Source organism: Globicatella sanguinis (assembly GCF_002847845.2).
Classification (GTDB): Bacteria; Bacillota; Bacilli; order Lactobacillales; family Aerococcaceae; genus Globicatella; species Globicatella sanguinis.
The window spans coordinates 303,400-318,286 of the sequence record NZ_CP126962.1; the positions used below are offsets into that span (position 1 = coordinate 303,400).

The following is a 14,887-nucleotide window of genomic DNA, read 5'->3' on the forward strand; positions in this document are numbered from 1 at the left end:
CTTCTACACTAATTGCATAATTTTAACAGGAACATCATATAATTTTGCCATATGATATTGTTCATTATACCAAGCTTTATCCGTTTGATTAGCATAAATTACAAAGATAATCTCTTCAACATCAGCTTGGATATCTTGTACTTTTGTTACAAAGATTAAATCTTTTTGATCTTCTACTGGCAATAATTTTTCTGGATCACCTTGAATCACGACATAACGATGATCACGTTTAGGAATTGACATAAACGCTACCACATCCGCTTCATGTTCAATATTCGTACGATTAAAAATAAAATGTTGATCTTCCATTGCCCAGCTATAATCAAATGCATAACCAATTTTTGATTTAAATAAACGTAAGAAGAATAATGCTAAAGCCGTTAATACTGCTCCACCAATAGTACCAGCCACCCCAAAAACAATGGCTGAACGCGTTGAAATGCGGTTATAATGTTCCAATGTTTCAATATTAGCTAAATTAGGAAATTTTAACTCCGATAACTGTTCGCCAATTTCGGCTTTGTTAACCAGTGAGACTTTATAAGATTCTAAAAACGGTAAGGTTTCTTCAACGATTAAATGTTGATAGGCTTGAGCAATTTGTAAGTTTTCTTTAGCTGACTCTCCGACAGCCACCCGAACGGTAATCATTTCAGTCGAACCATCTCTTAAGGCCGCCATTCCTCCACGAAACTGATTCGTTTTTATTAATTCTAATAAGTTTTCATTTTCAATCCATCCAGCAAATTGAATACCCGTTTCTTTTTCAATTTTTTCAACCACTTCAGGCTGTCCAAAATATTCATCAATTAAAAATGAATTGCTAAAGAAAGCACCTTCTGCATTCGTCAAAATAATTTGAAATTCTGCTGGTTCTTGCTCATATCGTTGTTTTAAATCTTGATAAGCTGCCTCTATTTCAGGTGTTTCAAATCCACCAAAAAAATAGCGCGCACCGGCAACTGTCAATCCTATTAATAATGCACTTAAAATTATTTTTAAGGCATAGTCTTTTAAAAATCTGATTAATTCACTAATAATCGTGACTAAACTCATCGCTTACACCCCTTATTCATTCTGACCTCAATAATGTTAACATAACTTATAATAAGTGCAAAGATAATCCAATGCCATTCAATTAACATATTGGAAGCACTTGTTATACTAGAAAAGATAAATGTTATCATAAAAACTAACAAACCTAATGATGTTTGTCTTTGTTGGTGATTATTCGTTTTGGACATTATCCAAAGTTTTCTCACTAAGATAAAATAGACACCTATGTAAATAATAAAAGATACCAATCCATATGCGACTAATATTTCGATCCACCAATTGTGAATATTCACTAATCCATTGATAGGATAATAAGGTACCTGTGCCATCCACGTTTCGATATTTCCTGCTCCGACACCCAAGCCATAGGTCTCAGCTAAAAAGATTAACCCATTTTTCCAAAGGTTGATTCTTGCACCGTCCCCAGATAAGACATAGTTTTGTTGTGATAATAACATCGTCATAATACTCTTACCTAGAGTAGGTTTTAAAAAGAAAATCCCTATGACCATCATTAAGCCACCGACTAAAAGAATAAGCCAATGTTTTCTTTTTAAGTTAAAATTAAATTGAAAAATCGTATATAATCCAATCGTCATCAATAATACCAATAAAGCCATCCGTGAATCCGTACGATAAATTAAATAACTGGCGGCTCCACCAAATAAAATCGTTGTTATTTTTAACCAAAATGATTGTGTGCGGTGATAACAAATAGTCGAAATCGCGATAAATGCTAATAATAAAGTAGCATAATCATTTTGATTAGCGAAATAGGTAATCGGCATGCGCGTTGATGGAATTCGATCAAAGGTGCGATACTTATCTAACTTGTCTAAATTAGCAAATAAATACTTTCCAGTTATAATTTCATGATAGCCCCATATAACTTGGGTACAGATCATAAACCAGACTCCGTAAATTAAGGTTTGCCATTGTCTTTCGCTTGTAACCCAAAAATAAAGAGCTAGCATCACGAACAATCCCAAACTCATTAAAAACATTGCCTGGAACCAACTAACAATATCAACCACCCAAATAACCGATAATAAGGCATATAGCCACCATAAAAGATAGCCAACTAAAGCACGAGTACCATCACTATTAGGTATGATAACTAAATTTTTCTTTTTTATCGCCACTTGATAGGTCAAAATGACTGGCACCCCTATCGCTAGTAATCGGTAAATTGTCATTTGGGCGAATGGTGTTGGAATGGCAAGCAATTTACTTCCTAAGAAGACAGCCATTACTAATATTAAAACATAAAGTTGCACGCTTTGTCATTCCCTCCTCGTAAAATATATTTAGAAGGTCATTTCACATCCTTCTGAGTCTCTCTGTTTTCTATAATGATTACTACGAGACGTAACTAGGTAAAGTCCCAATTTTTACTATCATTTTTTATTTCAATTGCTTGTTGAACGGTCGACCACTGTGCTACTAATGCTAATAAACCTAAGCCTAAAGTGTACCATTCTATATACGGTAATTCAAACACATTTAGAAAAGCCGCAATCGACATAATGATAATCGAAATTGTCGGTTTCACTTGACTAAATCCAAAGCCAACACGGTTTGATAAATAAGTTCTCGAAAAGTAAAACATAATATAAGCTGCAAATGAAGCAGCTGCTGCCCCACGATACCCCCAAACAGGCGTAAGGACTAAATTTAATACCATACTAGGTAAAAAAGTTAAAACACTAACAATGATATTCAAATATGTTTTTCTAGAAAAGACAATCCCTAAATTGGTTGTCTCAGATAAAGTATACATAATTTGTGGGAATGCTAATAGACCAAAAATATATTTGACATCGCGATAAGCTTCCGCTACCACGATATAAGCAATTAAATCTTTAAATAATAATAAGCCAAAAAAGATACCGGTTAATAAAAACAAAACTGCATCACTTACAAATTTAAAGTGACGAATCTCCTTCTGCTCCTCATGCCAACGATAAGCAGTTGGTATCCAGAAAGAGGTAAAAGCTGTTTTAACGACACCAATTACCGCAATAATCGTTGAGGCTGCCCCATAAATGGCGACGTCTTCTAAAGTCGTATAATTTTTAATGAAGATTTTATCCACTAAAGTCAACGAATTAGTTAATGAGATGGCAACCATCAAGGGTAGACCAAATTTTAACATTCGTACAATTAACTCACGATTCAGTTTAAATCCTCTAATATCAAGATAGTGACGATAACGCCAGAAAAGGACCACATCGCCCAGTAATTGACCAAAGATTAACCCGTAAACAATGACTTTAAAATCGCGCCACCCCATCCAAATTAAAAGCATGGATAATACAAAAACATTAAATTTTAAAATCATTGAAAAGCTAGAGAACTCAATTGCTCTTTCTTCCATCCGAATCGATAATAAAATAAAGCGTTCAATAATCGTTGCTAAAACCCACACACCACCATAGAGGACAATGTAAGTATATTCAGGGCTATCAAATAACCAATTGGAAATTTCTGGTGCAAAAACAATTGACACGATAAACAATAATATGCCGACAATCATTGGAATTAAGGCGGCTTGTTGAATCAATTGTTTTTTATCATCGGCTTCTTGGTATTCTCTTGTATAAGCCTGGTCAAGTCCAATATAAATATAATTAGGCATTGCTACAATTAAACTCGAGAATAAGCTAGCCTTTCCATACTCTGCTTTCGAGATAAAATAAGTGATGATTGGTATTTGGATAAATGAGATAAACGCACCAAATACAGGGCCTAAACTGAACCCTAACAATCGTTTAATAAAATGTTTCATTCTTTTCTCCTATTTAATTAAATAGCTATTAATCTTTTGATTTAAAAAATCAAGGTAAATTTGAGCCGATTGCTCGTTTGTAAAACCTCGTTCAACCAATATTTGTTCTCTTTCATTTTTAGATAGTCGTGGTACTTGACTCAGGCCTTTCAATGATTGGTACCACTTTTCTATTGGTTCATTTAATGAAAGATAATCTACTTGTCCTTTATCGAAATCGACTTCATCCGTAATGGTGTCACTCATCAAACAAGGAATCCCAACTGTTTGAGCTTCTACGACAACAGTCGGTAAGCCTTCATACAATGACGGCATAATGAGCACATCTAACATTGGCATCACTGTTTCGGTTTTATCAATTCTTCCTAAAAAGGTCACATAATCCTTTAAATCCTTTGTTGCTACCAATTGATTGAGTGATTCGAAATCTGCTCCTGAACCCATAATAAAGATTTTTGCTTTTAATTGATGTTCACGGATATACTCCGCTAGGTGAATGGTATGTTCTTGATTTTTCACTTTATGTAAACGCCCGATTTGACCAATCACGAGTGTTTGATCATCTAAACCATATTGAGCTTTTAACTGATTACGTCTCTGCTCAAATTCATCATCAGATAGTAAATACCTTTCAGTCGAAATACTATTAGGAATCACCATCATTTGTTCCTCTGGAATCGGACCGTAAATAGCTAAATTAGCTAAGCGACCGCAACCGACATAACTAGATGTAATAGATTTATTAATCGTTTGATCTAACTTACGCAGTAATTTTTGTTTAAATCCAGTGACCTGTAAAGCTTTTGTCATATGGGCATGTAGGAAGAAGCGTTTCACATAATGACGACTAACTAGATAATAAGCTAGAGCTCGATAGCCAGTTATATGGCAATGAATCGCTTGATACTCATGTTCATTTAAGATTTTTTCAAAGGTTGTTTTAAATTTTCTCCAACCTACTTTTTTGGGATTTTCAAGACGATAAATTTGCCCACCCATACTATGAATCGCATCCGTAAACAATGTAGAACACTCATCATAAGTGGCGACATCAAACACAATGTTTTTGTCATTAAGGGCAATCGCTTTATTATAAATAAAAGATGAAATGCCGCCTCCAAAACCACTCATTATATGTAAAACTCTCATTGATTCAACTCCTATAGTGTTCATATCCTTGCTATTATATCACACTCTTATTTGTTACGCACGAATTTCTATTAAGCTCAGTTTAATGTTTATTGAACGGCAAATAATGGTAAATTAAAAACTTAAAGCTAATATCATTTTATTGATTATTCTGTTCATGAATTAAAATAGCTAGCTGTCCCTATTGTAAAGCTTTACTGAGACGGTTTGACTTAAGTTATCACTGTTTAAAATATGTTAAACTAGTGATTTTAAATCGTCAACTTTACACGCATAATGGGCACACATAAAAAAAGGACTGCCAAAACTAAATAAGTTTTGTACAGTCATTAATATCAGATTTTATTCACCTTCATAGGTGATTTCGTCTGATTGTTTAATTTTATCTAATAAAGCATCAATACGATTACCATAATCAACAGAGGTATCACGTTCAAATTTAAGCTCCGGTACTTTATAAAGCTTAATGGCTTTACCTAGTTCTGAACGCACTTTGCCTGTCACTGCTTCTAAACCAGCTTGCTCTTTTTGACGAGCGCCAGCTTTATCAGAAAGTGTACTATAATAAATCGTTGCTTGTTGTAAGTCACCTGTCAATTCAACATCGGTAATGGTCACACCTTCTACGCGCGGATCTTTAATCTCACGCATTAAAATACGGTTAACTTCTCTTAAAATTTCTTGTTTAACACGACCATGTCTGAAATTTGCCATGATTAGCCTCCTCTTAATAGATAACTTCCACTCACTTAAAATTGGATGAGTGGAAGAACTATCCTATCTTTCGACTCTAACTATTGCTAAGACTCAAACTGTTATGCGTGGTGCTATCTTATTTTCTTTCTACTTCTACCATATGGTAAGGTTCAATAATATCATCTACACGGATATCATTGTACTTCTCAATCATAACCCCACATTCAAAGCCTTTCGTAACTTCACGTGCATCATCTTTGAATCGTTTTAAGCTCGCTAATTCCCCATCATAGATGACGATGTTATCACGTATTACACGGACTTTTGAATTACGACGAATATAGCCATCTAAAACATATGCCCCGGCAATCGTTCCTAATTTAGAAACAGTATACGTTTCACGAACCACTAATTGTCCAGTGATTTCTTCAACATATTCTGGTTCTAACATACCTTTCATCGCTGTTTCAATTTCATCGATAACATTATAAATGATTCGGTGTAAACGAATATCAATTTGTTCTTGTTCTGCTTGTGCACGTGCTTGAGGGGTCGGACGCACGTTAAATCCAATCACAATCGCACCTGAAGCTGCTGCTAATGAAATGTCACTTTCATTGATAGCTCCAACTGCTTGGTGAATTGTATTTACGCGAACACCTTCCACATCAATTTTTTGTAAAGAAGCATTTAATGCTTCAGCTGAACCTTGAACATCCGCTTTAATAATGACGTTAACCGATTTTAAATCGCCTTCTTGTAAGCTTTCGAATAAATTATCTAACGTTACTTTCTTATTAGCATCACGATGTTCTTCTAATGCACGTCTAGCACGCTCTTCACCAGCTTGACGAGCTGATTTTTCATCTGGGAAGACTACGAATAAGTCACCGGCTTGTGGTGCATCATTTAAACCAGTAATTTCAACTGGGGTAGCTGGACCTGCTTGACGAATACGACGACCGGTATCATTTAACATCGTACGTACTTTACCATAAGTATTTCCTACTACGATTGGATCTCCTACATTTAGTGTACCTTCTTGTACTAATAATGTCGCCGTCGCACCCGTTGCTTTATCTAAACGAGCATCAATCACTGAACCGATTGCTAAACGATTGGCGTTCGCTTTTAACTCTTGAACTTCAGCTACTAATAAAATCATTTCTAATAATTCGTCGATATTTTGATTAAATTTAGCTGAGATTGGGACAAAGATAGTATCGCCACCCCAGTCTTCTGGGATTAAACCATGTTCAGTCATTTCTTGCATAACACGATCTGGATTAGCAGTTGGTTTATCGATTTTGTTAACTGCCACAATAATTGGGACATCAGCCGCTTTAGCATGGTTGATTGCTTCTACTGTTTGTGGCATCACACCGTCATCAGCAGCGACTACGATAATTGAAATATCCGTAACATTCGCACCACGAGCACGCATCGTCGTGAAAGCCTCGTGTCCTGGCGTATCCAAGAACGTGATGGTTTTACCTTGTAATTGAACTTGGTAAGCCCCAATATGTTGCGTAATGCCGCCGGCTTCGCCTTCTGTTACGCGAGAATTTCTTAATTGGTCTAATAGAGTTGTTTTACCATGGTCAACGTGTCCCATAATGGTTACAACTGGTGGACGTGTTGTTAATTCTTCTTCATTAACTTCTTCTTCATTGAAATAAACTTCCAAATCAGATTTATCAATGACAACTTTTTCTTCCGGTTCAATTCCGTATTCTAAAGCAATTAATTCAATGATATCTTTAGATAATGCTTGGTTTTGGTTAGCCATAACTCCTAGCATTAATAATTTTTTGATGATTTCAGAAGCATCACGATAAATTAATTTCGCAATATCTTGAATATTCATTCCTTCGGTATACACTAACTTCTCAGGTAATTCTTTATACTTACGTTGTGTAATTCCTTTGGATTGTGTTTGTTGTTGATTGTTTTTGTTATTACGACCACGACGGCGGTTGCGACGTCCTCGAGGCTCAAATGCTTTTTTATTTTCCCCTGCATCATCTGCTTTATTTTTAACTTTTTTTACTGGTGCTTTATCTTTGTTAGCTTTTGCACCTTTGGTTGCTTTCTTAATCGCAGGGATATCTTCATCATTCTCAACTTCTTCAACTAATTTTCTAGGCTTAGCTTTTCCTTTACTAGAATTGTCCATTGTTTGTTTTGTTGCTTGATTGTTTTCTTTTTTCTCTGCCATTTTTACCTCTTCACTCATAGCTTTACCGTTATGTGGTTGTTTTGCTTTCTTATCTTGTTGTGAATGATTAGTTTTCTTAGCGGTATTAGCGGGATTTAACTTATTTAACAAAGTCTTTTGTTGGTTTTCATCCATCATGGACATATGGCTGTTGAACTCAATCCCATTCTTTTTCGCCAATCCTAATACTTCTTTACTTGATAATTTATTTTGTTTCGCAAATTCATATACGCGAATTCCTGTCATATAATCACCTTCCTACTTCTGCAAAGTACTAGACAGTTTATTCGCCGTCAGCCTTTGCGATTACAGGTTTCTCTTCATTAATTTATTAATCATTTTACTTAGCCTCATATGATAAGAATTTTTTAATCATACCAGAATTTCCAATTGCACAAATCGTTCGGCTCTTGCCGATAGCATCCGAAATCTGTTCTCTAGTAAATTCAGTAATCAATCTTGCATTAAATGTTTCGCATAATGATTGATAACGTTCCATAGTGGCACTACTCGCATCACTAGCACAAATGACTAGTTTAACACTATTATTTTTAATGGCTTTTTCAACCATTTCATCGCCACTGACTAAAAATCCCGCACGCAGTGCTAGACCAAGTAAATTTAATTTTTTCTGTTGTGGAGTCATTTTAGAATAATTCCTTACGTGCTTTTTGATGTGCTATGTAACGATACAATTCATCATAAAATTCGTCACTAATTTTCATACTAAAAGCAGCATCAAATGTTCGTTTTTTCTTAGCTAGTTTCGCTAATTCTGGATCTAAGCCAATATAAGCTCCGCGTCCATTTTGACGTCCAGTCGGATCAATCGAAACGTCTCCTTCTTTCGTTTTGACAACACGAACTAATTCTTTTTTAGGAAACATTTCTCCTGAAACTGTACATTTTCTTAATGGAACTTTTCGTTTTGACGGCTGTTGTTTCATTATGATGATTCACCTATTTTCTAAATTAGCCTTCCATATCTTCTTCGGCTTCAAGCTCTTCAACTAATTCTTCGACGGTTTCAACGTCACCAGTGATCGTTTCAATGATTAAGTCTTCTGCATCTGCATCTGCATTTGCGGTTTCCATTGCCATTTCAACTTCACCAATTGTTTCCTCTACAGTCGTATCTAATTCGTTTGTTTCATCAGTTGTAACTGAATCAACTGCTTCAACTGTTGCTTCCTCGTCTTCTGCTAATTCAGATTTTAACGCTTCTTGTTCCGCTAAGTATTCTTTATAAGCAGTTACCGATTTAATATCAATTTTATGTTTTGTTAAACGTGCTGCTAAACGCGCATTTTGACCTTTTTTCCCAATAGCTAATGATAATTGGTGATCTGGTACAACCACTATACAAGAAGGAGTGTCGCCATCAAAGATAACTTCTTCAACCGTTGCAGGATTCATCGCATTTTTAATGAATACAGCTGGGTCTTCATCCCATTGTACAATATCCATATTTTCACCATTTAACTCATTAACGATTGTTTGCACACGTTGTCCTTTTTGACCCACGCAAGTACCAACCGGGTCAACATTAGTATCTCTTGAGCGAACCGCTACTTTTGAACGGTCGCCAGCTTCACGGGCAATGCTCATGATTTCAACGATACCAGAATAAATTTCAGGAACTTCTTTTTCAAATAGACGTTTTAAGAAACCTTCGTGAGCACGACTTACCACTACTTGTGGGCCTTTAGTTGTTTTATCAACTTTTGCCACATATACCATAATGCGCTCATCCATGGTAAATTGTTCACCGGGGATTTGCTCATTAATCGGCATTACTGCTTCGGCACGTCCTAAATTAACATAAACATAGCGATAATCTTGACGTTCAACAGTACCCGTTAATACTTCATCTAAGTATTGGCTATATTCATTAAATATAATTTCACGTTCTGCTTCACGAATACGTTGCATAATAACATGTTTAGCTGTTTGTGTTGCAATCCGACCAAAATCTTTTGGTGTTACTTCAAAACGTATTTTATCACCAATTTCATAAACTGGATTAATTTTTTGAGCTTCTTCCAGGCTAATTTCTAATGTACTATCGTAGTTAACTTCTACTACCTCTTTAACGGCAAATACTTTAATCGAGCCTTTTTCTTCATTAAATTCAACCTCAACGTTTTGCGCTTGGTCATAATTTTTTTTGTAAGCTAATTCTAACGCTGTTTCTAAGGCATCTTTAATCACTGCACGTGAGATTCCTTTTTCTTCTTCTAGCACTTGAATTGCTTTTACTAAATCTTTACTCATTATCTTCCTTTTCTCCTCAATCAACTAAAATTGAATCGCTAATCGAGCCTTAGCGACCGCTTTTTTATCAATATTAAGTATTTTTGTTGCTGTCTTAATGCGTACTTCTAATTCATAATGGTCATCTTCAACTGCAACTAAGAAACCTTCATGTTGCTTTTCACCGTGTTGTGGCACATAGTAGTCGAAATGAACATATTCACCAATTGCAGCTTGAATGGCCTCTTCTGTTTTTAGAGGCTTTTCAGCGCCTGGTGAGGATACTTCTAAAAAGTAAGCTTCTGGAAATGGATCAGGTTTAATCCCATCCAATACTTCCCCTACTTTTTCACTAATTAAAGCACAGTCTTCAATGTCGATGCGACCTTCTTTATCAGCAAAAATTCGTAAGTACCAATTTCTACCTTCTTTTACGTATTCGATATCTACCAGTTCGCAACCTAAATCCTCAATAATGGGTTGGACTAAAGGTGTGACTTTATCAATAATTGCACTCATACTTCACCTCTTATTCAAAATTTTGCCTTTTTCGTAACAAAGGAGCGAGCGTTGCCGCTCACTCCTTCAGTCACTAACTACTTACTCTATAACATTATTGTAACACAGACATCATCAGACTACAAGAAAAAGATAGTTTTGGATAGTGTCAAATTATTGTTGGTTTTCCTCTACCATACTTTTTACTAATTCTCTGAACCCAGTTTCATGGATTCCATATTTTAATCGATATCCTTGATAGCCAGCCTCTAGCGGCATGGGAGGTTCTGGAAGTCTTTAGGGAGGCATTTCCACCCGATAGCCAATCCAGTCTCGCTAGACGCCAGTACCATGCCGTTGCTCGCTATCAAGCATTCACTTCATCGCCTTTAGCTATCATTATGAAGACTGGCTTCAATCTACTAGATTTCAATAACCAGCGATTGTCCCAAAAGCCTGGCGACTGCGTGTGTTATTGGAATAGTGTAAGATGGCTACTTTACCACTCCAATCATACTGACGAACGTATTTCCGCCCCACACGGCCATCTAATTTCTCTACTCTTCTTTTTCTTTCTTTTGTTTTAATTTGATTTGTTACCCAAGTTTTTAAATCGCCACCATTTAAGTCATAAGCACGGGCTTTAGCGATGTTTTCTGCTCCTGTTGTACTCCATCCTAGCGGTCGCGAACTTAAACGAGCACTTAACCAATGGCTGACGTGACCTTCGGCACTACAACCGATATATTGAGGGTCCCTTTGTATTTGAATAGAATCCCAATTGCCTATCAGATAGCGACGGACCTTTTGAAGCGTTTGTTTCGAAGAGTCGGGTAGCGACGGATCGCTGAGTCGCACTTCGAAGTAGTCCTGTAAATAGCCTTTTTCACCTGTATAAAGCCAACGATGTAAAGTGCAGTATAAATGATCATTACTGATACCAACACATGCCTGACGAAGGTATTTAACCGTATGATAAGGGTCAAGAACAAAGCGTGTTTGAGTCGGTAGATAGTCCAACCCTTTCTTAATCCAGTGAGCCCCGTCTCCACTTAAATAAAGGGTCGGACAGGCTGCTAAATCGTATTGTTGGTCGAGGTAGTAATAAACATCTTCCCACAATTCCTCGCTATCTTCGTATAATCCTGTGAAGATGCGACTAATATTTAATTCTTTTCGGTCACTTGATTCTAAATTTTCTTTGTATCCTTCGTGAACATACGCCAAGCGCATTTCCCGATTCTTCCCATCTTGATAAGCTACATGGTCTTCATCAGCTTCAATATATAAGCAGTCTACCTGACGCCTTGCTTCCACCGGTAACGCAACAGAATCCGGACTATACTTATGCACAATATTCTTGACTGTCTGGCGACTATAAATCCCGATATGTTCGAAGCTATCAATGGTCTCTTGATAAGAATGCTTACTAGCTTTCTCGTAAATGGCTGCTTCTAGCTCGAGATCCACGCGCTGGTGAGGCGTGAGCGATAAGAAGTCATCCAATAAATAGCAGAACTCACCCGTTTGTTTATCTTTGTAATAACGCCTTGAGAGTTTAATGTCACCAATCAGTGTGGAGATTGTTTTTTCACCATCGCAACGATGAACGCTATATCTTGCTTTTCTTGCAGGACTTTCAAAGAGTGATTCCTCAATTGTTGTACAGAGATCTTCTCCTAAATCGACTGAGAGTTGACGCATCGTATCGCTAATGGTTTGGATGCATGTTGAAAAATCTACTTCACCTTGAATCGCTTGATTATATAAATCTGCCATCATTTCATTAATTTTTTGCATAATTTGTGTTATAATACTCATGGATAATCCTCTACCTTTCTGTGTGTTTTAGCTACTTACAGTATAGCAGAGGATTATCTTTTTTGCTTTTAGCTGACCAACAGTTATTTTACACTAAGTAGTTTTGCACGGTGGCGAAGGGGTGATGAATGATAAAATGATGATTCTATTAGGGACAGCTTCACTGAAAAATTGACGCTGTTAATCGTGATAAACCTAAGCGTTAATAACACAATTGTAAGGTGTTGAATCTAAACGATACTATTACATCGGTAAAAGGATGAAGCTAAACGTTAGCATCAAAACAATAAATGGATGAAGCTAAGCGTTAGTATCACGACGATAAAAGGATGAACCTAAACGTTAGTATCACGACGGTAAAAGGATAAACCTAAACGTTAGTATCACGACGGTATTAATGCTCTATGTTTAAAATTATTGTTACGACGTTAGAATCGAATCTGATTAATTTATTGTTACGACGTTAGAATCGAATCTGATAAATTTAATGTTATGAACCATCATCATAAATTTGTTACGAAAAAACTAATGTCTTGGCTGATGAATTTAACTATACGCATCATCATAAAAATGTAAGAAATAAAAATCCCACTAGTTTTGAGTGACTAGCGGGAAAATACCATTCAAGTTATTACGCTTCAGGTGCAACCTCTGCATCATGAACGATTTCTTCTTCAACTTCTTCCTCAACAGTAGTGGTCGGTTGAGTTGGCGTTGCTTCTTTAACCGTTGCGATAGCGGATAAATTAAATGTTAAATAAACACCTTCACAATCAATCACGACCGTTTGAGTAGCGCGATTAATTTCTTCTAAAATACCGTGTAAGCCACCAATTGTTACCACATGGTGTCCCGGTTGCATGTTTTCTAACATTGTTTTACGTTCTTGTGCTTGCTTCTTTTGTGGGCGAATCATTAAAAACCACATTACCCCCATCATCAAAGCAAAAGGTAAAAACGTTGCTATAAGTTCCATTCAAGTCATCCTCTCATAATTTAAATCACCTAATAATTATAACAAAATAATCATTAGAATGCACGAGCGTTTTCTTTATTATAACCATATCGCTCAAAGAAGTCTTCTTTAAACTCTAATAAAGAATCGTTCATAATATTTTCACGAACTTGTTTCATTAAATTCAATAAGAAATGAACATTATGGATAGAAGCTAGTCTTAAACCAAACATTTCATCGGCTTTGAATAGATGGCGTAAGTAAGCACGAGAGTAATTACGACAAGTATAACAATTACAATGCTCATCCAATGGACGAAAATCTCTGGCATATTTAGCATTTTTCACTACTAAACGTCCAGTACTTGTCATCGTTGTTCCATTACGAGCAATACGAGTGGCTAATACACAGTCAAACATATCAACACCGCGGATAGCACCATCAATTAACGCATCTGGTGATCCAACCCCCATTAAATAACGTGGTTTGTCTTTAGGTATAACGGGTGTTAAATATTCTAACACTTCATTCATTTCTTCTTTAGACTCACCCACGGATAAGCCACCAATTGAATATCCAGGGAAATCTAAGCTAATCATATCACGGGCATGTTGCAATCTTAAATCTTTATAACCTGCTCCTTGTAAAATACCAAATAACGCTTGGTCATGTGGTCGTTGATGAGCTTTTAAGCCACGCTCTGCCCAGCGAGTCGTGCGGTTAATTGATTTTTCCACATAATCATGTGTTTCATAAAATGGTGGACATTCATCAAAACTCATGATCATATCAGCACCTAAATTATTTTCAATATGAATCGCTTTTTCAGGCGTTAAAAACAATTTTGAGCCATTTAAATGATTTCTAAAATGAACGCCTTCTTCTTCAATACGACGGATATCACTCAATGAAAATACTTGGAATCCACCGGAGTCAGTTAAAATTCCTTGATCCCAGTTCATAAATTTATGTAAGCCGCCTGCTTCCGCTACTAAGTCATCGCCCGGTCGTAACCATAGATGATAGGTATTACTCAATACGACTTGGGCTCCCATCTCTTTTAATTCTTCAGGTGATAATCCTTTGACGGTTGCTAAAGTCCCAACGGGCATATACATTGGAGTATCAAAGGTACCATGTGGCGTATGTAATTTACCTAGTCTCGCGCCGGTATGTTTTTCTTCTTTAATTAATTCATAACGAATTACTGGTTCACTCAATTAGTTCGCCTCTTTCTTTTTGATTTGCTTTTCTATTGTATCAATGAATAGTCGTTTCGACAATTAATTTTTTAGTTTATTTGGATTCGGCAACCTGTGCACTCTCCATATTTGGTTTGATTTACATTTTTTCCACAATACTCAAACATTTATTCATAAGTGGTAATTAGGGGCGTGCTTTCTACAAAATCATCTTCAATGTTACGGAATAATCAAAACATTTATTATGAGAT

Annotated in this window: 13 protein-coding genes; all 13 read right to left on the reverse strand. The window is 36.2% G+C overall.

Translation table 11 applies throughout. The features are described from left to right. Nucleotides 1-3: 3 nt before the first annotated feature. Complete coding sequence (locus tag CYJ72_RS01240; protein ID WP_284630205.1) at nucleotides 4-1,056, reverse strand: hypothetical protein; 1,053 nt, start codon at nucleotides 1,054-1,056, stop codon at nucleotides 4-6. Further along, the gene (locus CYJ72_RS01245; protein ID WP_101813622.1) at nucleotides 1,053-2,333 is read right to left on the reverse strand and encodes an O-antigen ligase family protein; all 1,281 of its coding nucleotides are present in this window, start codon (nucleotides 2,331-2,333) and stop codon (nucleotides 1,053-1,055) included. The genes CYJ72_RS01240 and CYJ72_RS01245 overlap by 4 nt, the downstream gene beginning before the upstream one ends. Nucleotides 2,334-2,428: 95 nt before the next feature. Beyond that, on the reverse strand, nucleotides 2,429-3,844 hold the full coding sequence (locus tag CYJ72_RS01250) for a lipopolysaccharide biosynthesis protein (RefSeq protein WP_284630206.1): 1,416 nt from the start codon (nucleotides 3,842-3,844) through the stop codon (nucleotides 2,429-2,431). A gap of 9 nt (nucleotides 3,845-3,853) precedes the next feature. Then, nucleotides 3,854-4,993 carry a glycosyltransferase gene (locus CYJ72_RS01255; RefSeq protein WP_284630207.1) on the reverse strand — a complete coding sequence of 380 codons (1,140 nt, stop codon included), beginning with the start codon at nucleotides 4,991-4,993 and terminating at the stop codon, nucleotides 3,854-3,856. Nucleotides 4,994-5,335: 342 nt separating this feature from the next. Beyond that, complete coding sequence (gene rbfA / locus CYJ72_RS01260; RefSeq protein WP_066125744.1) at nucleotides 5,336-5,707, reverse strand: 30S ribosome-binding factor RbfA; 372 nt, start codon at nucleotides 5,705-5,707, stop codon at nucleotides 5,336-5,338. Between the two features lie 118 nt (nucleotides 5,708-5,825). Further along, entirely contained in the window at nucleotides 5,826-8,153 is a 2,328-nt protein-coding gene (infB, locus tag CYJ72_RS01265) for a translation initiation factor IF-2 (RefSeq protein WP_066125743.1), read from the reverse strand. A 94-nt stretch (nucleotides 8,154-8,247) separates the two neighbouring features. After that, a complete protein-coding gene (locus tag CYJ72_RS01270; RefSeq protein WP_066125741.1) occupies nucleotides 8,248-8,553 on the reverse strand; it encodes a L7Ae/L30e/S12e/Gadd45 family ribosomal protein in 306 nt (101 codons plus the stop codon). Between the two features lies 1 nt (nucleotide 8,554). Beyond that, nucleotides 8,555-8,854, reverse strand: a complete 300-nt coding sequence (rnpM, locus tag CYJ72_RS01275) for an RNase P modulator RnpM (RefSeq protein ID WP_066125739.1) — start codon at nucleotides 8,852-8,854, stop codon at nucleotides 8,555-8,557. Nucleotides 8,855-8,879: 25 nt separating this feature from the next. Beyond that, nucleotides 8,880-10,181 (reverse strand): transcription termination factor NusA, encoded by a 1,302-nt coding sequence (gene nusA, locus CYJ72_RS01280; protein ID WP_066125737.1) that lies wholly within the window; start codon nucleotides 10,179-10,181, stop codon nucleotides 8,880-8,882. A gap of 24 nt (nucleotides 10,182-10,205) precedes the next feature. Then, a complete protein-coding gene (gene rimP / locus CYJ72_RS01285) occupies nucleotides 10,206-10,679 on the reverse strand; it encodes a ribosome maturation factor RimP (RefSeq protein ID WP_066125735.1) in 474 nt (157 codons plus the stop codon). Nucleotides 10,680-11,087: 408 nt separating this feature from the next. Then, complete coding sequence (locus tag CYJ72_RS01290) at nucleotides 11,088-12,479, reverse strand: ISLre2 family transposase (protein ID WP_284630208.1); 1,392 nt, start codon at nucleotides 12,477-12,479, stop codon at nucleotides 11,088-11,090. A gap of 631 nt (nucleotides 12,480-13,110) precedes the next feature. Beyond that, a complete protein-coding gene (yajC, locus tag CYJ72_RS01295; protein WP_066124706.1) occupies nucleotides 13,111-13,455 on the reverse strand; it encodes a preprotein translocase subunit YajC in 345 nt (114 codons plus the stop codon). 53 nt (nucleotides 13,456-13,508) lie between these two features. Beyond that, a complete protein-coding gene (gene tgt, locus CYJ72_RS01300; RefSeq protein WP_101813584.1) occupies nucleotides 13,509-14,654 on the reverse strand; it encodes a tRNA guanosine(34) transglycosylase Tgt in 1,146 nt (381 codons plus the stop codon). Nucleotides 14,655-14,887 lie beyond the last annotated feature (233 nt).